The following is a 22,914-nucleotide window of genomic DNA, read 5'->3' as shown; positions in this document are numbered from 1 at the left end:
AGGGTGGCTTCTACTGCCCCGTGAGCGCGAAGGGCGGGCGTGAGCTGGTGCAGGCAGCAACGTTGCGCTAGCTACCCACCGCCAAGTTTTTCGTTAAGCCTGGCATTGCGAAGACACGTTCTTGTCGTACTTGGAATATTGCTTTAGGGCGTCATAGAAAGCCTCGGAGTAGCCGCTGGCGCCTTCAGGAAGCGGGTGCACGCCATCGGAGTAGAGCATGTCGGGGTTATTCTCGGCGTAGCCACACCAGTCGGCGATATAGGCATTGTCATATTCCTTGGCAGCTTCGATGACCTCTTTCTGGGACTGCGCCATCCAGTCGCGATCACCGTAGGGAACTACCATAACCACGGTGTGATCCTCGCCGATGATGTCCATGATCTGGCTGATTTGATTCGGTAGGGCAGCGCCGTTGGTGCCAAAGCCTAGAAATACGGTATCGCGCAGCGTGCCGGCGTTTTTCATCTGTTGCAATATTTGAATACCCGCAGCGTAGTGGCGGGATTCTTCGGCATCGATATAAATACCTGGGAAGCGTTGGCCCAAGGCATTGCTAGCGGCCAGCATCACCGAGTCACCGATTGCGGTGATATCGGTTCCTTGCGGCAGTGGGCGGGTCTTAGTATTTTCCTCCTTCTTTGCGTCTTCTTCCTTGTCTTCGGTCGGCGGTACTGAGAACGCTTCGTCCTTAGGGGGCACAGGATTATTGTCATGGTTTTGCTGCTGGAGCTGGTCGAGCTGCTGCTCCAGCTCTGTCTTATCGCTGGAGTTCACTACGCCATAGGCAACGCCAACCAAAGAAGCGACAACAAGGAACGGGACCACTGGCCACATGGTCTTGCCAAAACCATCCTTGAGTTCGCTAAAGCCCGGGCGCGACGCCCAGTAGCTCTGCCAGGTCTTTTTGTACCCACCACGGCGGAAAGGATTTTCGATGAATTGATAGGAGATCTCTGAGAGGATCAGGGAGATGGGCACGGCGACGAAGCCCAGAATCCAGGTGTTCTCAGAATTCTGATTGCCGTGGACTAACGCCTGCAAAATCATGATGACTGGCCAGTGCCAGAGGTACAGTGAGAAGGAACGCTGGCCGAACCACCGCATGACCTTAGTCCTAAACAGCAGCGTCATCGGGCCATACTCGTAGATGACGCCCCACACCATGAGCGCACCAAGGAGGCTGGTGAGGAAGAGTCCGCCGCGGTAGGTAAATTCCGCATCATCAGGCATGAGGAATAACTGCACAACATAGCCGATGAGTGCCAGGAAGCCAATGATGCCGGCGGTGCGGGTTTTTACCTTGCTGGAGCTGGCCCAGGAATCTGCGTTGGGATCGGACTTTGTGGAGGTCATTAGCAAGGAAAGGACTGCACCGGCCAACAGGCCGAATGCGTGGGTATCGGTGCCGTAGTACACGCGGGTAGGGTCTTCGCCTGGAGTGAAGATGAACCACATGGCTGCAAAGGAACCAAGCCCTAACACGGTGGCGACCGTTACCGGAAGACGGCGCGGTTGGCGCGAAGAGATGCGGAAAATACCCAGGATGAGCAGTGGCCAGATGAGATAGAATTGCTCTTCAACGGCGAGTGACCAATAGTGGGCAAAGACCTGTACTTCGTTATCAGCAAAATAGGATTGCGAGGTCGCAATCTGCGTCCAGTTATTGACAAAGAAGAGGGTGCCGAAGAATTGTTGGCGCAGGCCGACGGCCAAATCCCCGCCAATCAATGCAACGATTGCGGTACAGAAAACAAGCACTGCGACGGCGGCTGGCAGGATGCGCCTAAAACGTCGGATCCAAAAGTCCTTCAAGCTAATCGTTCTGGACGTGCGATACTCACGCACAAGGAGCGACGTAATAAGGAATCCAGAGAGGACGAAGAACAAGTCCACGCCCAAATAACCGCCGGGTAGGGCGTCGCCGAAAAAGTGGTATAGCACCACGGCAATTACGGCTAGGCCGCGCAGGCCATCAAGGCCTTTGACTTGCCGCAGCCGCGCGTGTCGATTCTTGCGCACGTTTTTATCCTCCGGCGGTATCGCTAGTACCTCAGAGTCGGTGCGTTGATTCTGCAAGGGATACTTCGATTTTTTGGCCCCCTGCTTGTCCTGCGATGATGACTTCTCCGTAGAGTGGTCGGCCGCAGCTTGTTCTCGCGCGTTCTTTTCCCCAGAAATGCGCTGCGGTTGAGGCTTTTTCGTGGGCACGCTCTTTTCTTCGTCTAGGATCCCAATCTTTTGTTCTTGTGCAGAGGCGGGTGCCTGGACAGGGGCGGATTCATGTCCAGTGTGGCGCTGCTGTTGTTGTTGGTGACTGGATACGCGCTGTTCAGGGCGGTGTTGCTTGGGTTTTTGAGCGGGCCAGGACTGCTGGGTGGGAAATTCAGGGGTTCCTTGCGCGACTTTTGCCGGATCACCGGCGGGCTTTGCAGACCCAACAGGCTTCGCCGTGCCCGCAGGCTTTGCTGTGCCCGCAGGCTTTGCTGTGCCCCCAGACTTCGCCGTGCCCGATGGCTGAGCGGCCTCGGAGGGCTGAGCAGTGCCGGAAGCCTGGGATGTGCTAGCGGAGTTTTTAGGGTGGGAAGAACTAGAGGAGCTGGATGGGTTGGAGGAGCGGGAGGTACGAGGATTGCTGGACTTACCGGCAGGGATTGCAGGGAATTCCTTAGTCTCAGCCGCCGATTGTTGCGGTTTTTTAGGTCCGTCGGCGGTGGCTGGCTTTATCGGCTGGTGTTTTTTTACTTCGGCCTTTTTCGGCGCGGAACCGTTCTGCTTATTGTGGGTGGTGTCTTTAGGCGTAGCGGATGTGGAAGCCTTTGCATCGCGGGGGCGAGGGGTTTCCTTTGCCTGCGGTGTCGGAGTGCTAATCTGGCGTGGCTGACGCGCGAAAACAGGGTGGATGTCCGTGGGCTTTGGCGGTGCAGCTTTTTCACTTTCCGGATTGCCGTTGAACTGTGGTGTTGGTTTGCCGTTTTGCCCGTTTAAGCTCAGACCCTGCTGTTGCTTCCGCGCTTGTTTATCAGTGTGGCTTTCCGCAACCGGTTCGGCGGGGGCGGTGGAATTAGGCGTGGAAGCCCCAGTGGAGGAATCACCTGAAGGCCCATCTTTTTGCCGTGTCGGCGGCGTGGCCTCATTACGCTCGGAATCTTTCTTGCCTAGCAGCGAGCGCAGAAAACGATTAACATGAACTCCCATTGCACTACGAAAAATGTTCTAATCGGCTAATTTTAGTCCGCGAGGAGCGCCTTTACCCAAAGTAGAGAGCACGGCGTGGCGCGCGAAATTGGAAATGTTTTTATGGATAGGTGGTGAAAGGAAAGATTCTAATCTGGTTGGCTGTCAAAAAGCTGATTTAGCACCGCCAGGACGCCATACTCGGTATTGGGCGGGGCGATTTTATCTGCAATAGCCTTAAGCTTAGGGTGCGCGTTGTCCATGGCAATGGCAGTTCCAGCGGCCTGGAGGAGTTCGAAGTCGTTGAGGAAGTCTCCGAACGCCGCGGTGCGGTGTTGCGGTATCTTGAGCAACGACGCCATGGTTTGTAGCGCCACGCCCTTATTTACCCCGGCTGCCATGACATCTATCCACACCGCCCCAGATACCGCAATATTGTGCTCGGGCACGGCCTCGCGCAGTGGAACGTGTAGGTGCTTTTCGCTGCCATCAGCGCAAAAGGCAGCGATTTTGATGATCTCCTCATCAAGCAGATGGTGCAGGTCATCTACCCAGCTGATGGACTTATAATATTTCGAGATCTCGGCAGCGGCTTGCTGGTCTATGTCTCTTTCCACAAACGCCGTAGTCGGTGTGCACAGCACCACCGTGTGCGGTTGCGCCACCGCGTCGAGTGCCGCCACGGCGGCGTGGACGGCCTCTGACGGCAGCGGCGTAGTGCTCATCAGCTCGTTGTCATGTACCACCACGGCGCCATTTTCTGCAATAAAGGTCTTCTGATGGGGAAACATTTCTTGCAAGGTGGCAAGCTGGCGACCCGATGCCGGAATGAGGGCGACGCCAAGTTCGGTTGCGCGCTGGTGGGTCTCGTTAAATCCTGGTGGCAAGTCGCCGTTTCCATCGAGCAGGGTGCCGTCCATGTCTAAGGCGATAAGCTGTGGAAGCAAAATTAAGACCTATCTGTGAATTTGCAAACGGTAGCTAGTCTGATGAGCTTTGTGTGACAATAGAGGATATGAATAATGAAGCACCTATTGTCTGCTCAATCCGTAACCATACCGGAGTCATTGAGCTCAACCGCCCTCAGGCTCTTAACTCGCTGAGCCCAGAAATGATAGATCTCATCGCCGCTACTTTGGATAAGTGGCGCGACGATGACCAGGTAGAGCAAGTCTTTTTAACCTCTACCAATCCCAAGGCATACTGCGCGGGCGGTGATGTCCGCTTTGCCCGTGAGGGCATCGTGGATGGTAAATGCCAGGAGGTTGATGATTTTTTCACTGCGGAATACACCCTTAACGGAGATATCGCGGAATATCCCAAACCCGTCATCGCGCTTGTCGATGGCATCGCTATGGGCGGCGGGCTTGGCGTATCCGCGCATGGATCGCATTGTGTGGTCACGAATAATACTTTCGCCTCCATGCCAGAGATGAATATTGGTTTCGTCACGGATGTAGGCATGGCGTATACCTCCCAAAACGTCGTGGGCACGCGAGGCAAGGCCTCGCCGGAACTCGCGAAGTTCTGGGGAATTACGGGCTACCGCATGTACGCCGCCGACCTCGTGTGGAGCGGGCTGGTCACTGACTATGTCAAAGACGGCGATGCTTTTGCCAATGACGTGATTGAGCAGGGCATTGACGCTGCGCTGGAAAAACACTCCACGCAGCCGGATGATGAGGCCCCACTAGCGGAGCTCATCGATGGAATCGAGGCCAGCTTCCGCCATGATTCCTGGCAGGAAATCACCACGGCCACAGAGAAATACCCGGAGCTTAAGGAGCTGGTGGCCAAGCTCACGGCGCAGGCTTGCCCGACTTCCATTGTGGCCGCACTGGAGCTCTACCGGGCGGAAGCAAAGTGCTCGAGCATTCGCGATGCCCTGGAGCTGGAAAAGAAACTGGGCGCTTATATGTACCGCCGCGATGACTTCGCCGAAGGCGTGCGCGCGGTATTGGTGGATAAATCCCACGATGCGGAATTTAACCCAGCAAACGTTGCCGAGGTGGATGTAGACGCCATCCGACAATTACTAACTAAAGGTTAATCCCGCGGAAGGAGGCGTAGGCCGATCGGGCCTGCGCCTCATCAATTTCTGGAGGTGCGGTGGTCGCCAGCGTTGCTTCCGTGGTTGCGGATGTGGGCTGCGGTAAATGCAGCGCTTCCGAATCGAGGAGGACGAGGCCGACCCGGCCATCGGCAAGCGTGGCACCTACGAGAGTCCACATTCCCAGGATGGGCAGGGCCAGCTGTGGTATTCGCCGCTTGCGCGCGTAGTCCAGTGGCAGTGCGGACCGGATCAAGGCCGGGACCTGGTGATCGATGCCGAAGCGGTACAGGTTCGCAGCCGCCCGTGCGGCTGCAGTGTCCTTGACCGTGGGATCGGCCCAGGCCCACAGGAATTGGTCTTCTGACATGGTGGCGATGAGTACCGCCGTCGCCTCGGCCTTCCCACCAGAATGGTGTATTTCCGCCGCGGCCTCATCCATATCGAGGTGCACCGTGGCTTCGGGGAAGTTGCCCTGGAAGTACATCTGGTGTTCCATCCCATAATAAAAAGCATCCCCGATAATGCGGGTATCCCTCAGGCCTGGCTCTATGGCGGTGATCTGGGGCGCACCTAAAGCGCTAGAAAAATGCAGCGTCGTTCCATCGGAGAAATGCTCGGCGGATTCCGCAGCATTTTTGGGGGTAGATTCTGTAGCCGTAATGCCCAAGTGGTCTGCGAGTGCGTGCACCGCGCGCTGCTCATCATTCTCCGGCGCGCTGCGGCGAATACCGGCGGCAATGCTGGTGGGAAAGTCGAGTCGAGGGTAAAAATCTACGGCGATAATCGCCTCATGATCGCCTTGTCGTGCCCGCAGCACCGGGGCATTGTCGGCCAGGAGGCGGGCGAGGGGAATAAACTTAGCCGGGTCATCCCCGCCCTCCGGCAGGTCAGCCTCCGCCTGCATCGCCCACCGCCAGGCAGGCGAGCTACTGCGATCAATGACCGCGATACGCGTGCCCTGAAAGTCCTTGATACCAGAGGACGAGCTACAGCGGATCTCCACGGGTTGATTGTGAGTAAGGTGCCCCTCGGGGTCTGTTGAGGGGTTCAGGAAATTAAATTCCACGTCGGTGATATCACCCAGGTGGGCCCGAAAGGCGGCATCAAGGCCCGCCTGAATAAAGCAGGCATCGCGGGTGGCCTGGGCAAGCGAATTCGAAGTATCCATAATTACCTACAAGAATACTGAAACCTCATACGAAATGACGCAGGGCGGCAAAGATGTGGCGTACCAGCTTGTCGTATTCACGTTTGCTGAGCCTTGTCCTTTTGGCAGCGCCTGTTGATTCTAACTGGCAGACGTCACCGGTATTGCGACATGCGTGAACGATAAAGGGTATCAAGACGTCCGAATATTCGAGGGAGCGCTCTTAAACGGCAATGAAGGGACGGCGGGTGGCGCTATCACATTGCTTCTTTTTCCACACAAGTGTGGCTGAGGTTTTCCATCGCCTCGCTAAAATTTTGGACGGGCTGTGCAGCAAACGCCGCCCCCACAGTCAGCTTCCAAGTCGGTAGAAGAATCAGGACACGAGCTAGCTCATTTAACGGTGAGAGAGACGGGCACTGCTGCTAAAACCGGCATACTCTATGCAATCTCGCGCCGGTAGTGAAGATGACATGTAGGCAGACCGAGTAGTTCAATGATGTGGCCTATAACTCAGGTCAGCCTTGGTCCATACAGGGTAGTGCAAAGGATAGGTAGACTATCGCGCATGACTCACGCGGTAAGTTTCGCCCTTTTGGATTCGGTCAATGCCTTACTCATTGGCATCCTCGTAGCCATTGGTATCATGCTCCCGCGCAGGAAGTACCGCTGGATAGCCGGCCTAGTCATCCTGGGTGATTGGCTGGGCGTTCTCGTCGCCGCGGCCGTGGTCATGTTCGTCCTATTGGGAGTGCGCGAACAGATCGCAGCTATCCTGGATTCGCCGATTGCTGGCGGCGTCCTCATCATCGTGGGTATTGCCTTGGCTTTTGGTGCCTGGCATTCCCAGGGAAAACCCAATGCTTTGATCGGGCGCATGCTGCAACCGCTGCGCACGCCTTCTGCTACTACCGTGCTTATCGGGTTCGTGATGGGTCTGGTGCAATCGCTGACCTCCGTGCCGTTTTATTTCGGTCTCATGTTTTTGGCCACGGAGGATCTTCCGCTCGCCTCCCAATACGGCGGCCTTTTGTGGTACGCCACCCTGGCGCTGTCCCTGCCGGTCATCTGCGCGGTCTTTATCGCCGTGGTGCGCACCCACCCGGACTCAGCAGCGGGTCGAGTGTTTGCGGCGGCGCGTGATAATAGCACGCTGGTCGCGCTTATCGGCGGCTATGTCGTCGCTGCCTTCCTCATTATCTTGGGCGTCGTGAACCTATAGGGACATACTGGTCACAGTAGACATCACCAAGCGCGAGCCCGGAGGTTGATTGTTGCCGCGCACGGTCAACGTAACGCGCTGCGATGGATGCGCGGGCGCGTGCCTTGGAAGGGATAGATAGGCATCATTCCACTACCACCGCGAGGCTGGGGGATAGCTGGTACTCGCCGGTGGCAGCGGCCTCAGCAGGGATATCAGCAAGCGGAGCACTTGCCAGTGCGGCCTGAGACAACGCGTTCGCCAGCGCCGGCGTGATGGGAATGATCCAGCCGTGCTTGGGGTCTTTGACTGGCACCATGTCCTTCGGCACGGCAGGAAAATGCGCCGTGGTGGTAGGGGAGACGAGGGTGGTGGACTCGCGCGAGCCGGCAAGTTCAGCAAGGGCCCGCGCGCCCTGCAAGCTGGTGATAATGATGATTAGCTGGCCCGCGGTCCTGATATCCAGCCGGTCCACCTGCACGGTCGTCGCCGCAGAATCGGGCCGCGCCAAATGCGGAGCCCCTTTCCCGGTGAGCTTGGCAAGAGCGTCCAATAATCCCATAGTCCACTAGTTTACTGTTGTGGTGAGACGCCGGATGCACATTTGCTCTACTCCCGCCTCCCATACGGTCACGCACCACCGCCTGGGCGATGTCTGCGATTATTTTTGCGACCCTGTGGGCCCACAGATCACCGGCCCAGTTCTCGGTGCCCTGCACCAAACCAACCCTGATGGCTAGCCGGGTGTTTAATCCGCAACCAGGGTCTCCATAGTGAGCTCGGGGTGTTCTTTTTCGATGAAAGCGAGCTTCCATTTATCGCCAAATAAGGCGATGAGCTCGCCGTCCTGTCGGGTGAAGATCTCCACACCGCGCTGACGGCCGAGTTCCTGTGCAGATTCGGCATCGGTGCGTCGCGCCACGGAGTAGGGGATGGGCTCGGTGACGGTTTCGACGTTGTACTCGAATTCCATGCGAGCCTGCATGACTTCGAACTGCATGGGGCCGACTGCGGCCATGACCGGGGAGGCATCGCCGCGCGCATCGTTGCGCAGGATCTGTACCACGCCCTCGGCCGAGAGTTGTTCCAAGCCCTTGCGGAAGGCCTTGTACTTGCCAAGCGATTTTGCGCGGAGGATGCGGAAAGTCTCTGGGGCGAACTGGGGCATCGGTTTAAACTGCACCTTTTTGCCGGAGTAGATGGTATCACCGGGTGCGAGCGCGCCCGCATTGACGAGGCCGACGATATCGCCCGGGTATGCGGTATCTATGGTATCGCGGTTGCGGCCAAAAACCGTGAGGGCATACTTGGTGGAAAAGCTGCGCCCGGATTGGGCGTGGTTAACCTGCATGCCGCGCTCGAATTCGCCGGAGACCACGCGCATAAACGCCAGGTTATCGCGGTGCTTTTGGTCCATGCCTGCCTGCACCTTAAAGACGACGCCGGAAAAGTCATCGGATACTTCGCGGACCTCATCGATGGCGCTGGTCGCTGCTTTCACGGCCATGGGATCGGATGTGCGGGAACGCGGGGCCGGGGCGATGGCGCATAGGGTATCCAGGATCTGGTGGACGCCGAAGTTCAGCATTGCCGAGGCAAAGATGAGAGGGGAGGTCACACACTGCTCAAAGAGTTCTTGATCGTGCAGGGCGCCATCGGCGGCGAGTAGCTCGGCTTCTTCCACCGCGGTCTCCCACACGTCCTCTTCTTTGTCTTTCGCGGCCGTGGGATCATAGTGTTCCTCTGGCGCAATGGTGGAACCACCGGCAGTGCGGATGAAGTGGATGTAGTTATCGGCCTCGCCGTTGTCGTTGATGTGGGCTAGGCCGCGGAAATCCCCCGCGATCCCCACGGGCCAGTACAGCGGAGTGGGCTGAAGCTGGATCTCGTTGACAATCTCATCAACGAGCTCGAGCGGCTCTCGGCCCACGCGGTCCCACTTGTTAATCACAGTAACGATGGGCAGTCCGCGCGCCTTACAGACACGAAAGAGCTTGAGGGTTTGCGGCTCAAGGCCCTTGGCAGCATCGATCAGCATCACAGCGGCATCCACGGCGGTGAGCACGCGGTAGGTATCCTCCGAAAAGTCCGCGTGACCCGGGGTATCAACCAAGTTAATCATGTAGGGCTCGCCCTCGTGCCCTTCTGGTGCGTATTCAAACTGCAGCGCGGAGGAGGCTACGGAGATCCCGCGGTTTTTCTCCATCTCCATCCAGTCAGACACGGTGGACTTGCGGTTGCCCTTGCCGTGGACCGCGCCGGCCTCATTAATTACGTGAGCATGCAGCGCCAACGCTTCTGTCAGCGTGGACTTACCGGCATCCGGGTGGGCGATAACGGCGAACGTGCGGCGGCGCGAAGCCTCATTAGCGACAGAATTCATGCGCCATAGTCTAGTGCTTGAGCGCTACCACTCCACATCGAGGCGGCGGCCCAGATCATTAAAGGTCCGGTGGGCGACGGACATATTCTTCGCAATCGGGCGCTGTATGCCCACTGCGCGCTTATTGTTGTAGTACTCCCCGGATTGGAAATGGATGCCTGCGGTGCCGGTAAGGAAATAAGCCAAGTTCTCGCCGCCTGCCGCTGCGGTGCCAAAGGTTCTACTGGCGACCCCGGAGTACACCTTGCCGGTAAGCCCTGTGGAAGATTTGCCAAACCCGGTGGCTAGAACGCCGGGGTGAAAGGACACCGCGTTGATGCCATGGGCATCAATGAAGCGGGCAAGTAAGATATCGCCCAGTTTGGCGTTGCCGTACGCGCGCTCTGGGCTGAAATGCTCCAGCGTATTGGGATCTGCCGGATCGAAATTTGACATCAACATATTGGCCACAGACGCCGTGTTAACCACGGTGGCTTTGCTGCCGCGCAGCTTTTCTTGCAGCAGGGACGTCAGTAGGAAGGGCGCGACTACATTGACCTGCCACGTGCGCTCGAATCCATCGGTAGTCATGGTGGGGCCATCGAAGATGCCGCCGGCATTATTGCCCAAGGCGTCGATGCGCTCGAGCTGTTGCAAGTTATCAGCCAGCTCGCGCACCTGAGCAAGCGATTCGAAATCAGCGAGGAAATACTCTCCGCCCACTTCCCTGGTCAAAGCCTTGGTCCTATCCGGACTGCGGCCAATAATGACGAGGTTATCCTGCGGGCGGGAGCGGTGAATCTGCCGGGCGGCAGCGGCACCAATGCCTGAAGATGCCCCGGTAATCACGATGGTCCTAGCTGCGGAATGCGGCGAAGTCATAGGCTAGATTCTAGCCACGGCCGTGACATCCGTCCGTGAGCTCCGTCTGTGACACTTGTCCTCGCCATTCGTTCGCGGCGCCCCGCCTAGCAGTTCCGCTTGGGGTGGGACAGGTCTATACTTCCGGCTTGTGAAGCGCCTGCTTTTTCTGCGGCAGTGGGGACCGGCGCGGCTAACCGCCACCGGGTTTCTACTGCTCATCCTGATAGGAACGGTTCTGCTCTTACTGCCGTTCGCCGAGGCGGGAGATTCCCGCGCCTCGTTTTTATCCGCCCTTTTTACCGCGACCTCCGCGGTCTCGCTAACCGGGCTGGTCGTGGTCGATACCGGCAGCTTCTGGAGCCCGGCCGGACAGGTCGTCATCTTGGCCCTTATCCAACTGGGCGGTTTGGGCATTATGTCGCTGGCCTCGCTATCCGGCCTGCTTTTAACCGGCCGGATCAGCTTTAAGGCGCGCAAGACCGGCGCCTATGAAAGCCGGCCCATCCTCGCCGGTGGCATCCGCCGCACCCTGATTTTTACCTTCGCCTTTACCGCGGTGGTAGAAAGCATTATCGCCGCGGCGGTCACCGCGCGCCTCATGGTGGGCTACGGGCATTCTTTCCCGCGGGCGTTATGGGAGGGCATCTTCCATGCGATTTCGGCGTTCAATAACGCTGGGTTTAGCACCAATAGCGATAACCTTGTGCCCTTTGTGGGCGATGCCTGGATCCTCTTGCCGCTCGCCGGAGCGGTCATCGGCGGCGGGCTGGGTTTTCCAGTCTGGGCGGAATTGGTGCGCCACGTGCGCCGCAGGTCGGAGGCGACGCGTCGCATCTCTATTACCGCGCGGATGACGCTGGCGGCAACCGGCGTGCTCATTGTGGCCGGCACGTTATTTTTTGCCTTGACGGAGTGGAATGGCGTCCTGGCACCGATGTCGTGGGGCGAGAAACTCCTCAACGCGTTCTTTGCCAGCGTCTCCCCGCGTACGGCCGGGTTTAATACCTTCGACTACGGTGAGGTTCACCCGGTAACGCTCATGGGGACCGATACCTTGATGTTTATCGGCGGCGGATCGGCTGGTACCGCCGGCGGCATCAAGGTCACAACGGCGTGCGTGCTGCTGGCCGCCATGGCCGCGGAGTTCTTGGGCAAGGAAAAGACCTCCATTTATCACCGCAGCCTTCCCCACAGCGTTTCCCGGCAGGCGCTAGCATTGAGCTTCGCCGGCGTGCTGGTGGTGACCCTTGGAGTGGCGGCGCTGCGCTTTTTTGATCCACAATTTACCGGTGATCAGGTCTCCTTCGAGGTCATGTCCGCCTTTGCCACCGTGGGACTATCCACCGGGATTACCGCCAGCTTGTCCGCGCCCTCGCAAATCCTGCTGTGTTTCATCATGTACCTGGGCCGCGTTGGCCCAACCACCCTGGTAGCAGCGTTGGCGGTAAAGAATGTAAGCCGTCGCTACAGCTACCCCGAAGAAAGGCCCTTCATTGGCTAGCATTTTTAAGGCGTTGGGCCACTCCCGCGCCACCCTCGACATTGCCCCGGTCGTCGTCATTGGCTTGGGGAGGTTTGGTTGCTCCCTGGCTAGCCAGCTCATGGGCCATGGGGTAGAGGTCCTCGGCATCGATTCCGACGAGAAGATCGTGCGCGAACAGGCAACGCACTTAACCGAGGCCATTTCGGCCGATACCACCGATCCGGCGGCGCTGCGCCAGCTGGGCATCGACGAGGTGGAGCGGGTCATCGTGGGCATCGGCTCGCACCTGGAGGCGTCCATCCTCACTGTCTCCAACCTGGTGGAGTTGGGCGTCAAGGATATTTGGGCTAAGGCCAATTCGGAGGCCCACGAGCGCATCTTGCGCCAGATTGGCGCCCACCACGTCATCCGCCCGGAGCGCGATACCGGCCGCCGCGTGGCCTACCTGTTGGGCGGGCGCTTCCGCGACTTTGCTGAGATCGCCCCGTACTACGGCGTGACCCAGATGGCCGCGCCCTCCTCGGTCACGGGCCGCCCGCTCGATTTGGGCGAGGTTTGGCGCACCCACCACGTGCAGTTGGTGTCGGTCCGCCAGGCGGAGGGTGCTTGGGCCCCGCTTGCCGATGCCACCCAGCTCGCCCCCACCGACTTCATCGTCGCCGCCGGCAGCCCACAGGCGCTGGAGAAGTTTTCCCAGTCCTAGCGCGAATGAATGCGGTTTTGCGCCTGTACGAGCCCTTGTGTGGCGATGAGCCGGGCGGCTTCGGCGGCGGACGCAATGGCGGTATCGAAGCCGAGGCCGGCATCGACAGGCGCTAAGACATAATCCGGAATCGACGAACCCTTTGGCGGGCGCGCAATGCCAATGCGCACGCGCACATAATCCCGCGTGCCCAGGTTGTGCGTCAGCGATTTCAGCCCGTTGTGCCCATTTTCATTGCCGCCTTGCTTTAGTCGAATTTTATTGGCAGGCAGATCTAGTTCATCGTGAATGACGATGATGTGGTCCGCCGCAATGCCCAAAGCTTGCGCCAGCGGGGCAATCGGATCACCGGAGAGATTCATAAATGTTGTCGTGCGCACCGCCAGGACGCGGGTATCGCCCCAGCGCAGCGGGGCTACCTCGAGGTCCATCTCGCGCACCGGCTCGAGCACGTCGCCGCCTTGGGCCAGCACATCGTCCACGGCCATGTATCCCACGTTATGGCGCGTGGCGGCGTATTTCGCGCCGGGATTTCCCAGGCCAATGATGAGCCAGTCTGCCTCCAACTCGGCCGGATCCAGCCCCTGCTGCGCTTGCGGGGGCCTGCCGAAAAACCGGGCAATAAAATCTTTCAAAGCTGCCACGAATGCGCCTTTCTAGCTCGGTACAGTAGTTTCCTATGAGCCAGGTTATTCAATCTTTGCGCCGAACCGTAATGCCAGCGCCCATGGCGGGCGGGCCTACCACCGTGGATCTGGTGCGCGCCGCGCATCAGGCCGGTTCCTTTGGCACCGTGGGGCTTGGGTCTGCCAGCGTGGATTCCGCCCGCAGCCAGATTGATGCCTTGGCCGGCATCTCCTTTGGGGTGAACCTGTTTTGCCCGCAGGATTCGTTAACTCTTGAGCAGTTGTCCGCCACCGCGGAACTGGCCGCGGCCGAAGGCACCTCGCTACCGGATCCCGATTATTCTTTCGGCTTCCACGACAAGCTCGAGCTGGCGCTGCAGGGCGGCGCGCGCGTCGTGTGGTCCATGTTCGGCACCTTTGACTTTGAGCAGCTTGCCCGCATCCACGCCGCGGGTGCCGAGGCTTGGACCACCGTCACCACGCCCGACGAGGCCCGCGCCGCCGCCAAACTGGGAGTGGACGCGCTGTGCGTACAGGGCCCTTATGCCGGCGGGCACCGCGGCACGTGGGACCGCACCGCGCTTCCAGACGATCGACCCCTGCCAGGTCTCATCGCCGCAGTCCACGAAGCCGTCCACGCCGTCGCACCGAGCATCCCGCTGATTGCCGCAGGTGGGCTGCGCACGGCAGAAGAGGTAACCCAGGTATTAAGCCTGCCCGGCGTGGCCGCCGCTTCGTGCGGTTCCGCCTTTTTGCTGAGCCAAGAAGCCGGAACCAGTGACTACAACCGCGAGCTTCTCCGGCGCGGCGGGGCCACCGTATCCACCCGCGCCTTTTCCGGACGCCATGCCCGCGGCCTGGAGACTGACTACACCCGCACTCACCCCGATTTACCCCCGGTATATCCCATGCTTAATTCCGTGCTCAAGGAACGCCGAGCGCAGCACGATGACGCTGTAGCCTACTGCCTCGTAGGTGAGCCGGCTGCCAAAATCCGCGGGGGTAGTGTCGCAGACATTCTGGACTCCCTATGCCAAAACAAACACTGAGACGCGCTAAAGTTTGGGGCGAAGATTTCTAGCCACCCCCGAAATAGAAATGGATGGAGTCTCGTGACTGCGAACGCACACATTGGACATGATGACTGGAACGAGCGCCTTGAACTGGCGCAACGCATGATTCCCCTCATCCACCAACTGCACCGCAATAACAACGTCGTCGCCACCATCTTCGGCCGTCCGCTGGTGGGGCAGACCGATATCGACATCATCAAGTCCCACCGCTACGGCCGTCGCATTGCCCGGCGCCAGCTCTCCACGGCAGAAACTCTGCCCATCTTGTCCGAACTTGCGGATATGAACCTAAGCTCCGCGTCCATCGATGTTGGACGCCTCCTAATGGGCTTTGAAGAGTCGGACGAAAATGATCTGCGCCGCTATCTCGAAGATGAACTCACGGAAATCGTCGGCGCCGGCGAAGATATTGATCCGACCGATGTTGTGCTCTATGGCTTTGGCCGCATCGGTCGCCTCCTGGCCCGTATCCTCGTTGCCCGCGAGGCCGCTTACGGCGGCGTGCGCCTGCGCGCGATCGTGGTGCGCAACAAGGGCGAAGGGGACATCATCAAGCGCGCCAGCCTCCTGCGTCGCGATTCTGTTCACGGTGCCTTCAACGGCACCATCAGCGTGGACGAGGAAGAGCAGGTTATCTGGGCCAATGGCACCAAGATCCAGATAATCTACGCCAATGACCCTGCCACGATTGATTACACCGAATATGGCATCAACAACGCCGTGCTCGTGGATAACACCGGTGTCTGGCGTGATAAGGAAGGCCTGTCTCAGCATCTTGAGGCCAAGGGCATAGCCCGCGTGCTGCTGACCGCACCAGGCAAGGGGGATATTAAAAACATCGTCTTCGGCATCAACGATTCCGTCATTACTGATGACGATAAGATTCTGTCTGCCGCATCCTGTACTACCAACGGCATCACCCCGGTACTCAAGGTCATCAATGACCGCTACGGGGTAGCCCACGGCCACGTGGAAACCGCGCACTCGTTTACCAATGATCAAAACCTCATTGATAACTACCACAAGGGCGAGCGCCGCGGCCGCGCCGCTGGCCTGAACATGGTGCTCGCCGCCACCGGTGCCGCCAAGGCCGTGGCCAAGGCCCTGCCTGAGTTCGAAGGCAAGCTGACCGGCAACGCCATCCGCGTTCCCACCCCGGACGTGTCCATGGCGGTGCTCAACCTGGAGCTGGAGCAAGAAGTCGATCGCGATGAGGTCAATGACTTCCTGCGCAATGTCTCCTTGCACTCGGATCTGCGCCAGCAGATTTCCTACATTGCCTCCCCGGAGGTCGTTTCCAGCGACTTCGTGGGCAATACCAATGCCGGCATCGTTGATGGCATTGCCACCATCGCCTCCGGTAAGCACCTGGTCCTCTATGTGTGGTACGACAACGAGTTTGGTTACTCCAACCAGGTCATCCGTGTGGTGGAGGGGCTTTCTAATGCCCGTCCGGTCGTCCTGCCCAAGCGCGTATCCCCCTCTGAGCTTTAAGCTCATATAGTCTCAGGCCCGCGGTAGTAACCGCGGGCCTGAGCTATTTAAGCGGTGGGTCGGAGTGCCCTTGTCCGCAGCAGACTCCTAGCGGCCCAAGAACTAATGGCGGCGAAAAGCAAGGTTGCCAGTGCCGCACCGGCATAGCGGCCGGGAGAATCCGCATTCATCGGCCAAGCCGGGAAGGCAACGAGCCACAGGACAGTCTTGGCGAGAACATCGCCGCCTACCGCCAGGGAGACAATGGTGCCGATGATGGTCAGAGCCAGCGAGCTGAAGATCCCAAAGCGGATTACGACGATGAGCGATAGCACCGTGAGGACGTATCCCACGCCGATGGCCAGGGGCAGTTGGGCCAGCACGCCGAGGCTAGCATCACCGGCGAAGATCACCGCGGCGAAAGCACACGTGCACACCAGTGCGACGATGCCCAGTAGCCACAGTAGGAGGGCAGTTGAGCAGTGGCGAGATTCTGTGTAAACGATCGGCCACGCGTCCGCGAATCCCGGCCAGACTAGTACAGGAAGTACACCGGCACCCACGGGGAGAAGCAATAACACGAAGAATCCTTGTACATAACTTGGCGGGTAGTCAAGGGCAACAAAGATCAGCGTTAAGGCGCTTAATGCCAAGCAAGTGATGACCGCAGGCGTCATTACGGCCCGGCGAAAGCCTCGCAGCGCACCGGCAAGACGGGAGCGGGCAGCGGCACGCGAGACAATCGCAGGCTGCCACCCCTGAGAGGGCGTGGCGGGGGTATTGGCCGTGGGAGCCGAAACCCGCCGGCGTCGGAAGAGCGGCTGTAATCGGCGCGGTGTCATGGTTGCGGTACATGCCCCTGCTAAAGCGAGGACGAGACATAACGCGAGCGCAGGAAAAGGGCTTTCCTGCAGGAGTGGATCTCCAGGCTCGAGCGGAACCGAATTCTGGTGGATGCGCAGCGCCGGTAAGAGTAATCGCAGCGGCCAGGCGGGTGGAAAGGCCCACCATAGCGACCCCTCGACAATGCCAGGAATCAGACTAATGACCTGCCAGATAACCGCGAGGATCAGTGTGACGGCAAGGCCTAGCCTGCGGGCACCGGCAGTCGCAAACCCTGCGATGCCGATGGCTCCGAGGAAAGAATAAGCCCCAGCGATGATAAGAACCTCGTGCTCCGCACACCCTTGCGCTGCAACCGCCGCCCAGGACAGGCCGAAATTCAGGAGGTGGAAAACTGCGAGGCTTGCTAAGACGACGAGGAACCGCGAGGCGTGCTCGTAGCGAGGATGAAGGCGGCGCCATAGGGTGCCGCCGCCGCGGCTGAGCGCCTCGCGGCGCTCTGGGACGCCAGCAAAAAGCGCAATGAGCGGAGCGTACATGCCGGTGATAAACATGGATTGCCATCCAAGAACCCCTGTCGCGTCCTCCGCGGAGGACGCAAAGGCAGAAAAGAATACCGTCAGAACCACCAGCGGCAGGGCGAGTAGTGGTAACCACTGCACGGCGCTGCCGCGACAACGAAGTAGTTCTGCAGAAAGATACCGTCGATACCGCTTACACATCGGATTCACCATCCACAGAAGTTAGGCGGAAGAATTCGGCCTCCAATTCACCGCTGGGGGCCAGTTCTTGCAGGGATCCGGAGTACCGGATGATGCCTTGGGAAAGAATAGTGATGTCGTGAGCTAGGTGAAGGACCTCACCGAGTTGATGGGAGCTCACCACAATGGTGTGCCCAGCGGCAGCGAGGTGATGGAGAAGCCTTCGCAGCTCCGCGATGCCCTGCGGATCGAGTCCATTCTGCGGCTCGTCAAGCAATAAGATTTCTGGATCACCGAGTAAAGCCTGGGCTAAGGCTAAACGGGCTTTCATCCCGGTGGAAAAAGATTTTGCCTTCTTAGAACCAGCCCCGGCTAGACCGGCGATGTCCAAGACGCGGTCGATTTCAGTATCACGCAACCCGAGAAGGCGGGTATGTACGCGGAGGTTATCTGTGGCGGACAAGTGACCGTAGAAGGCCGGCCCGTTGACCGAGGCACCGATATGGTCAAGAACCCCACGCGACCATGGTTTGCCAGCCACGCGCACCGTTCCTGAATCGGCGGGCAGTAGGCCGAGGAAAATGGAAAACAAGGTGGACTTGCCGGCGCCATTTCTGCCGAGCACAGCGTGTACCCGGCCAGGTGGCACGTGAAAGCCAATATCTCGCAGTACTGCTTGGGAACCGAAAGACTTTGTAATGTGTTCGAAGGAAATCTCATAGCTCATATCAAAAGTATGAGCCGCGCACCTGCCGAAATCTTCCGCCTCCGAGACGGTCTTCGCGCCGGGCTAGTCCTACCACAGTAGGAGGCTAGGCAATGCCAGCTTTGTGCGCCAGTAGCACCAAAGCCACACGGTCGCGTGCAGCCAGTTTGGACATCAGCGCAGAGACATGCGTTTTTACCGTGGTATCCGCGATAGACATGTGGCCAGCAATTTCGCTATTGGTAGCACCGCGCGCAATGAGCGCGAGCACCTCCATTTCGCGCCGAGTGACTAGGCTGAGTCCCTGGCGCTCGTGCGGACTGAGCTGGCTGTGCGTCAATGCCCGGCGGTAGCCTTCTAAAACAGGGCCCGTTACCTGGGAGGCGAGGACAGACTCGCCCTTAGCAACGTCTCGTACGGCTTGGACCAAAACCTCAGGATCCGCATCTTTGAGCAAGAATCCATGTGCACCGGCGGCAATAGATTGGGATACCAGATCTTCTTCATTGAACGTGGTGAGCATGATAATCCGGCAGTTGGGGGTGCGGGAATAAATAGCTTGGGCTGCGGAGATTCCATCCATGCCGGGCATTCGAATATCCAAAATGGCCACATCAATGCGGTGGCGAAGTGCCAAGGAAACGGCGTCGTCTCCGGAGGCTGCGGTAGCTACCACCTCAATATCTTCCTGCGCATTTAAGATAGTCGATAAGGCAGCGACGAGCATCGCTTGATCGTCCGCAAGCATGACTCGGATCTTAGGCATGGTTGTCCTTGTGAAGTGGTAGTTCCGCATGCAGTGTAAATTTCTGGGCATCCCCACTGCTTATTAATGTTCCACCCAAGGCTTGGGCGCGTTCCTTAACTCCCACCAAACCGACGCCGCTGCCGGATACCTCACTAGGCATCGGGGAAGATGCGGTGGAGGTGAGGGTGACCCGTGCGGCATCGGCAAGCGCGAGTTTTACCCGCACGTGCGTGCCGATTCCTTGGTGGCGCAGGGCGTTGGTCAGCCCTTCAGAAATGATGCGCACCAGGGCTAGCTGATTCAGCGCGGAAACCTCGTAGGAGGTAGGTAAATCCGCGTCAATCTCCAGGCCAGCGGTGCGAAATCCGTCGATGATGCCCTGGACATGTTCGAGCTGCTGCGCTGGTTCTAAAGCCGTAGGCCCGGTGCTGCGTAGTGCCGTGACGATGCCGCGCACTTCTTTCAGCGCCGAATCCGCACCATCGCGAATAGTCTTCAAGGTTTCGCCTGCAGCGGTCGTATCCGTTCGCGCGGCGATAATTCCGGCATTAGCCTGAACCTTGATCAAGGTGAGGGAGTGGGCCAAGACATCGTGTAACTCTCGAGCGATGAGTAAGCGCTCTTCCTCCTGTGCTTGGTGGAAGCGTTCTTGAGCTAAGCGCTCGCGTTGCCTATCTAAATCAAAATAGCGTGCGGCGATGAAATAGGCGCTGCCGAGCACCGCCCAATGCACCACCAGCAAGGCAAAGTAACGGCGATCTAGCTGGAAGAACAAGGAAAAGGACTCGGGGTCAATACGCCACATTGCGGGCGATATAAAGGAACCCAATAATGCAGCGCTAAGCACCGTGCGCGCAATAGCGCGACGTTCGACGTAGCGGGAAGTAGCGTAGACGGCCATTGGTGCGGTCAATGCCCATGGGGTGACCCCGAGGTTGGCTGGTAGCTGGCTTATCCACGCCGCCGCCCACGCACCAAGGAGGACGATAAAACCAGCCGCACTGAGTACTGGTTTAGTACGCCAGACCCAGATGAAGGGCAAGAATAACAGCGATAGCGCTGCTTGGATGAGCTCTATAGCACCAGGATTCGCCGAAGCCCAGGTGAGATAAAGCAGCACAACGAGCGCTGCCACCGCAGTGAGTATTTTATCCCCCAAGCGCGCTTTTGCGAGGGTGTCAATGCTCATAGCCGGACATACTAATACGCCTTCGGGGGACTACTTCTTTTTGTCTTTTTTCTTCTCATTCTTTGTAGACGGCGCTTCCAGCTTGGCAGCTACATCTGGCACGTAGCGGAACTCTTCGCGGTTCGGTCGCTCATAGGTTTTGCCATCGGAATCGGGTCGCTGTGGTATTTCTGGTAGTTCGCGCTCGATCTTCTCGTAGGGGATGGTATTAAGCAGGTGCGAAATGACGTTGATGCGTGAGCGTTTTTTATCCTCGGACTCCACGGTGTACCACGGCGCGGTCGGGGTATCGGTATGGATGAACATGGCATCCTTGGCGCGGGAATAGTCCTCCCAGCGGGTAATGGATTGGAGATCCATGGGGGAGAGCTTCCAACGGCGCAGCGGATCGTTGCGGCGGGATTCAAAACGCTTAATCTGCTCTTCATCGGAGACGGAGAACCAGTACTTGCGCAGGATAATGCCGTCTTCTACAAGCATCTGCTCAAATGTGGGAGCCTGGTGTAGGAAGCGGACGTATTCTTGGTCGGTGCAAAAGCCCATGACGCGCTCAACACCGGCGCGGTTATACCAGGAGCGGTCAAAGATGACGATTTCGCCCTTGGTTGGCAGCTTTTCCACGTAGCGTTGGAAATACCACTGGCCTTGCTCGCGCGAGTTCGGGGCTGGAAGAGCCTCGATGCGGCAGGTGCGGGGGTTGAGGTACTGTGTGATGCGCTTAATGGCAGACCCTTTACCGGCGGCGTCGCGGCCTTCCATGATGATGACCACGCGGGCGCCGGTCTCAACGACCCACTGCTGCATCTCAACGAGCTCTGCTTGCAACCGCTCCAGCTCTTTTTCGTAGGACTTCTTATTCAGCTTCTTTGGGGCTTTGCTGCTTTTGGTGCTCATTCTTCCAGCTTAGCGGCTCAATAGCCGTATCCAGAAAACCGGTGTGCCCTCGTTGGAGTGAGAACCTAAACACAGCCTTTGCGGCGCGATCGCAGCAGGCTTAGAGGCCGGGCTCGCCGTAGCGGGTCGTATTAGAAATATGACCGAGTCCTTCGATGTCGATGGCGACCGTATCGCCATCCTGGAGAAATTGCTGTGGATCGCGGGCAAACCCGACCCCCTTCGGGTGTACCGGTCACGATGACATCACCGGGGTTAAGGGGATAGAGCTGCGAGCAAAATTCGATGAGCTCAGCGATGGAAAAGATGAGGTTATCAGTATTGTCTTGCTGTCGTACCTCGCCATTAACCGTGGTGGTCAGACGTGCGCTACCACCAGGAGCCCATTCATTAGAAGTGGTGAGCCAAGGTCCAAAGCCGGCGGTGCGATAAAATGATTTGCCCGCATGGAATTGGCTGGTCTGGCGTTGAAAATCGCGCAGAGTGTAGTCATTCATGATGGAATACCCCGCCACGTATTCGAGTGCCTCCGCGCGGTTTACGCGGTGGACGCGCTCGCCGATGACCACCGCAAGCTCGCCTTCATAGTCCAACTGATGGGCTGCGTACTCGGGGATATAGACGTCATCATAGGGCCCAGTCAAAGCATCGGCGAACTTGATAAATAGCGTGGGGTGCTCGGGTAATTCGCGGCCCATTTCGCGGATATGCGTTGCGTAATTGAGACCTACGCAGATGATTTTTCCGGGCGTTGGGACCACTGCTTCTAAATCATGCTGATCAAAGACTATCGGCTCGCCCGACAGCTGTGCGGCCTTGCGCCAATCTTCGCCGCGGAGCAGCGCGCCTACGTCCTCGTAGTCCAGCTCCACTCCGACATTCTCGCCTTCGACGCGGATTGCACAGGTGCCGAATGCGGTGCGAAGAGTAGCCAATTTCATGCCGGTTAGTCTAGCGCACTCCTAATTTCTGACACCGCTTCTGCGCAGAGGATGGGGACCTCCACCTTTTCTTGCTTGGACCACGGTTTGAGCACATACGATGCTGGATCCATCCGACCTGGCGGCCTTCCGATGCCAACGGAAAGGCGCTGATAGTCCTTCGTGCCGAGCGACTTTGTGGTAGAGCGCAGACCATTGTGCCCGTGATCGCCACCGCCTTGCCGCAATTTCAAGGTCCCGAAGTCAAGTTCTAATTCATCGTGCACAACCACAATATCCGCGGGTGCCAGATGGAAGTACCGGGCGAGTGCCTTGATCGGCCCGCCGGAGAGGTTCATAAAGCATCGCGGTTTAGCGCAAATTACCTTGCGCCCGGACAGCATTCCTTCCGCGACCTCGGTATTAGTTTTCTTATGTACCGAAAAGCTGCTCATTAATTCACCGGTGAGCTCATCGGCAACGTCAAAGCCGATATTGTGCCGCGTGCCGGCATATTTCGGGCCAGGATTGCCAAGGCCTACTACGAGTAGTGGAGTCACTGTATTATTGTCGCATAAATTGAAATTCGAGTAGAGATGCAAGTCTTACCGTGGGGTTACCCGCAAGTCGTGGACACGTTGTTAAGCTGCTTAGGGGTTAAGCAGCGGCTTTCTTATTACAATTTTGATCAGCGAGCTGGGCTTCGAAATCGACGGGGCTTACCATCCCGATGGACGAGTGGCGACGACGCCGG

20 protein-coding genes and 1 pseudogene are annotated in these 22,914 nt (G+C 58.3%); 7 read left to right on the top strand and 14 right to left on the bottom strand.

Annotated features, from left to right (window positions below):
- Nucleotides 1-93: 93 nt before the first annotated feature.
- Nucleotides 94-3,195 (bottom strand): acyltransferase family protein, encoded by a 3,102-nt coding sequence (locus D9V82_RS06295; RefSeq protein ID WP_121911579.1) that lies wholly within the window; start codon nucleotides 3,193-3,195, stop codon nucleotides 94-96.
- Nucleotides 3,196-3,323: 128 nt separating this feature from the next.
- On the bottom strand, nucleotides 3,324-4,121 hold the full coding sequence (locus D9V82_RS06290; RefSeq protein WP_121911578.1) for an HAD family hydrolase: 798 nt from the start codon (nucleotides 4,119-4,121) through the stop codon (nucleotides 3,324-3,326).
- Between the two features lie 68 nt (nucleotides 4,122-4,189).
- On the opposite strand from D9V82_RS06290, the gene D9V82_RS06285 reads away from it, so the two are divergent.
- Nucleotides 4,190-5,224 carry a 3-hydroxyisobutyryl-CoA hydrolase gene (locus tag D9V82_RS06285; protein WP_121911577.1) on the top strand — a complete coding sequence of 345 codons (1,035 nt, stop codon included), beginning with the start codon at nucleotides 4,190-4,192 and terminating at the stop codon, nucleotides 5,222-5,224.
- Here D9V82_RS06285 and D9V82_RS06280 read toward each other — a convergent pair.
- A complete protein-coding gene (locus D9V82_RS06280; RefSeq protein WP_121911576.1) occupies nucleotides 5,214-6,395 on the bottom strand; it encodes a DUF6882 domain-containing protein in 1,182 nt (393 codons plus the stop codon). The two genes, D9V82_RS06285 and D9V82_RS06280, sit on opposite strands and share 11 nt — an antisense overlap.
- A 547-nt stretch (nucleotides 6,396-6,942) precedes the next feature.
- Between D9V82_RS06280 and D9V82_RS06275 the strand changes: the two genes are divergently transcribed.
- On the top strand, nucleotides 6,943-7,596 hold the full coding sequence (locus tag D9V82_RS06275) for a hypothetical protein (protein WP_121911575.1): 654 nt from the start codon (nucleotides 6,943-6,945) through the stop codon (nucleotides 7,594-7,596).
- Nucleotides 7,597-7,720: 124 nt separating this feature from the next.
- Here D9V82_RS06275 and D9V82_RS06270 read toward each other — a convergent pair whose 3' ends face one another.
- The gene (locus tag D9V82_RS06270; RefSeq protein WP_121911574.1) at nucleotides 7,721-8,137 is read right to left on the bottom strand and encodes a hypothetical protein; all 417 of its coding nucleotides are present in this window, start codon (nucleotides 8,135-8,137) and stop codon (nucleotides 7,721-7,723) included.
- A 34-nt stretch (nucleotides 8,138-8,171) separates the two neighbouring features.
- Here D9V82_RS06270 and D9V82_RS12205 point away from each other — a divergent pair, with 34 nt between their 5' ends.
- The gene (locus D9V82_RS12205; protein WP_167449742.1) at nucleotides 8,172-8,315 is read left to right on the top strand and encodes a hypothetical protein; all 144 of its coding nucleotides are present in this window, start codon (nucleotides 8,172-8,174) and stop codon (nucleotides 8,313-8,315) included.
- Nucleotides 8,316-8,323: 8 nt separating this feature from the next.
- Here D9V82_RS12205 and D9V82_RS06265 read toward each other — a convergent pair whose 3' ends face one another.
- Nucleotides 8,324-9,958 carry a peptide chain release factor 3 gene (locus tag D9V82_RS06265; protein ID WP_121911573.1) on the bottom strand — a complete coding sequence of 545 codons (1,635 nt, stop codon included), beginning with the start codon at nucleotides 9,956-9,958 and terminating at the stop codon, nucleotides 8,324-8,326.
- A 24-nt stretch (nucleotides 9,959-9,982) separates the two neighbouring features.
- Entirely contained in the window at nucleotides 9,983-10,819 is an 837-nt protein-coding gene (locus tag D9V82_RS06260) for an SDR family NAD(P)-dependent oxidoreductase (RefSeq protein WP_121911572.1), read from the bottom strand.
- Between the two features lie 130 nt (nucleotides 10,820-10,949).
- Here D9V82_RS06260 and D9V82_RS06255 point away from each other — a divergent pair, with 130 nt between their 5' ends.
- Nucleotides 10,950-12,302, top strand: coding sequence for a TrkH family potassium uptake protein (locus D9V82_RS06255; RefSeq protein ID WP_121911571.1), 1,353 nt, complete (start codon nucleotides 10,950-10,952; stop codon nucleotides 12,300-12,302).
- Nucleotides 12,295-12,987 carry a potassium channel family protein gene (locus D9V82_RS06250; RefSeq protein ID WP_121911570.1) on the top strand — a complete coding sequence of 231 codons (693 nt, stop codon included), beginning with the start codon at nucleotides 12,295-12,297 and terminating at the stop codon, nucleotides 12,985-12,987. The genes D9V82_RS06255 and D9V82_RS06250 overlap by 8 nt, the downstream gene beginning before the upstream one ends.
- Here D9V82_RS06250 and pth (D9V82_RS06245) read toward each other — a convergent pair.
- Nucleotides 12,984-13,631: an aminoacyl-tRNA hydrolase gene (gene pth / locus D9V82_RS06245; protein WP_121911569.1), complete on the bottom strand. Its 648-nt coding sequence runs from the start codon at nucleotides 13,629-13,631 to the stop codon at nucleotides 12,984-12,986. The genes D9V82_RS06250 and pth (D9V82_RS06245) overlap by 4 nt on opposite strands.
- Nucleotides 13,632-13,666: 35 nt before the next feature.
- Between pth (D9V82_RS06245) and D9V82_RS06240 the strand changes: the two genes are divergently transcribed.
- Complete coding sequence (locus D9V82_RS06240) at nucleotides 13,667-14,662, top strand: nitronate monooxygenase (RefSeq protein WP_239088591.1); 996 nt, start codon at nucleotides 13,667-13,669, stop codon at nucleotides 14,660-14,662.
- 63 nt (nucleotides 14,663-14,725) lie between these two features.
- Nucleotides 14,726-16,180 (top strand): glyceraldehyde-3-phosphate dehydrogenase, encoded by a 1,455-nt coding sequence (locus D9V82_RS06235; RefSeq protein ID WP_121911568.1) that lies wholly within the window; start codon nucleotides 14,726-14,728, stop codon nucleotides 16,178-16,180.
- 47 nt (nucleotides 16,181-16,227) lie between these two features.
- Here D9V82_RS06235 and D9V82_RS06230 read toward each other — a convergent pair whose 3' ends face one another.
- The 7 genes and pseudogenes from D9V82_RS06230 to pth (D9V82_RS06200) all read right to left on the bottom strand — a co-directional run bounded on the left by D9V82_RS06230 (nucleotide 16,228) and on the right by pth (D9V82_RS06200) (nucleotide 22,720).
- Nucleotides 16,228-17,664 carry an ABC-2 family transporter permease gene (locus D9V82_RS06230; RefSeq protein WP_238995849.1) on the bottom strand — a complete coding sequence of 479 codons (1,437 nt, stop codon included), beginning with the start codon at nucleotides 17,662-17,664 and terminating at the stop codon, nucleotides 16,228-16,230.
- A 52-nt stretch (nucleotides 17,665-17,716) separates the two neighbouring features.
- Nucleotides 17,717-18,430, bottom strand: coding sequence for an ATP-binding cassette domain-containing protein (locus D9V82_RS06225; protein ID WP_121911566.1), 714 nt, complete (start codon nucleotides 18,428-18,430; stop codon nucleotides 17,717-17,719).
- Nucleotides 18,431-18,515: 85 nt separating this feature from the next.
- Nucleotides 18,516-19,175, bottom strand: a complete 660-nt coding sequence (locus D9V82_RS06220) for a response regulator transcription factor (RefSeq protein ID WP_121911565.1) — start codon at nucleotides 19,173-19,175, stop codon at nucleotides 18,516-18,518.
- Nucleotides 19,168-20,346, bottom strand: a complete 1,179-nt coding sequence (locus D9V82_RS06215; protein ID WP_121911564.1) for a sensor histidine kinase — start codon at nucleotides 20,344-20,346, stop codon at nucleotides 19,168-19,170. Before D9V82_RS06215 ends, D9V82_RS06220 begins: the two co-directional genes overlap by 8 nt.
- Before the next feature lie 30 nt (nucleotides 20,347-20,376).
- Nucleotides 20,377-21,240, bottom strand: coding sequence for a polyphosphate kinase 2 (ppk2, locus tag D9V82_RS06210; RefSeq protein ID WP_121911563.1), 864 nt, complete (start codon nucleotides 21,238-21,240; stop codon nucleotides 20,377-20,379).
- Between the two features lie 100 nt (nucleotides 21,241-21,340).
- A pseudogene (locus tag D9V82_RS06205) lies at nucleotides 21,341-22,181 on the bottom strand (fumarylacetoacetate hydrolase family protein).
- Between the two features lie 5 nt (nucleotides 22,182-22,186).
- A complete protein-coding gene (pth, locus tag D9V82_RS06200; RefSeq protein ID WP_121911562.1) occupies nucleotides 22,187-22,720 on the bottom strand; it encodes an aminoacyl-tRNA hydrolase in 534 nt (177 codons plus the stop codon).
- Nucleotides 22,721-22,914: the final 194 nt, after the last annotated feature.

Origin of the sequence: Corynebacterium macginleyi, from assembly GCF_003688935.1 — a bacterium.
GTDB lineage: Bacteria > Actinomycetota > Actinomycetes > Mycobacteriales > Mycobacteriaceae > Corynebacterium > Corynebacterium macginleyi.
Note: the sequence above shows the minus strand (reverse complement) of the source record. Positions and strands in the feature narration are given on the sequence as shown.

Bases quoted from the DNA above. Each gene is read 5' to 3' on its own strand.
- D9V82_RS06265 (WP_121911573.1), bottom strand. From the start codon at position 9,958: ATGAATTCTGTCGCTAATGAGGCTTCGCGCCGCCGCACGTTCGCCGTT.
- D9V82_RS06225 (WP_121911566.1), bottom strand. From the start codon at position 18,430: ATGAGCTATGAGATTTCCTTCGAACACATTACAAAGTCTTTCGGTTCC.
- D9V82_RS06215 (WP_121911564.1), bottom strand. From the start codon at position 20,346: ATGAGCATTGACACCCTCGCAAAAGCGCGCTTGGGGGATAAAATACTC.
- D9V82_RS06280 (WP_121911576.1), bottom strand. From the start codon at position 6,395: ATGGATACTTCGAATTCGCTTGCCCAGGCCACCCGCGATGCCTGCTTT.
- D9V82_RS06240 (WP_239088591.1), top strand. From the start codon at position 13,667: ATGAGCCAGGTTATTCAATCTTTGCGCCGAACCGTAATGCCAGCGCCC.
- D9V82_RS06220 (WP_121911565.1), bottom strand. From the start codon at position 19,175: ATGCCTAAGATCCGAGTCATGCTTGCGGACGATCAAGCGATGCTCGTC.
- D9V82_RS06260 (WP_121911572.1), bottom strand. From the start codon at position 10,819: ATGACTTCGCCGCATTCCGCAGCTAGGACCATCGTGATTACCGGGGCA.
- D9V82_RS06295 (WP_121911579.1), bottom strand. From the start codon at position 3,195: ATGGGAGTTCATGTTAATCGTTTTCTGCGCTCGCTGCTAGGCAAGAAA.
- ppk2 (WP_121911563.1), bottom strand. From the start codon at position 21,240: ATGAGCACCAAAAGCAGCAAAGCCCCAAAGAAGCTGAATAAGAAGTCC.
- D9V82_RS06275 (WP_121911575.1), top strand. From the start codon at position 6,943: ATGACTCACGCGGTAAGTTTCGCCCTTTTGGATTCGGTCAATGCCTTA.
- D9V82_RS06285 (WP_121911577.1), top strand. From the start codon at position 4,190: ATGAATAATGAAGCACCTATTGTCTGCTCAATCCGTAACCATACCGGA.
- D9V82_RS06270 (WP_121911574.1), bottom strand. From the start codon at position 8,137: ATGGGATTATTGGACGCTCTTGCCAAGCTCACCGGGAAAGGGGCTCCG.
- D9V82_RS12205 (WP_167449742.1), top strand. From the start codon at position 8,172: ATGCACATTTGCTCTACTCCCGCCTCCCATACGGTCACGCACCACCGC.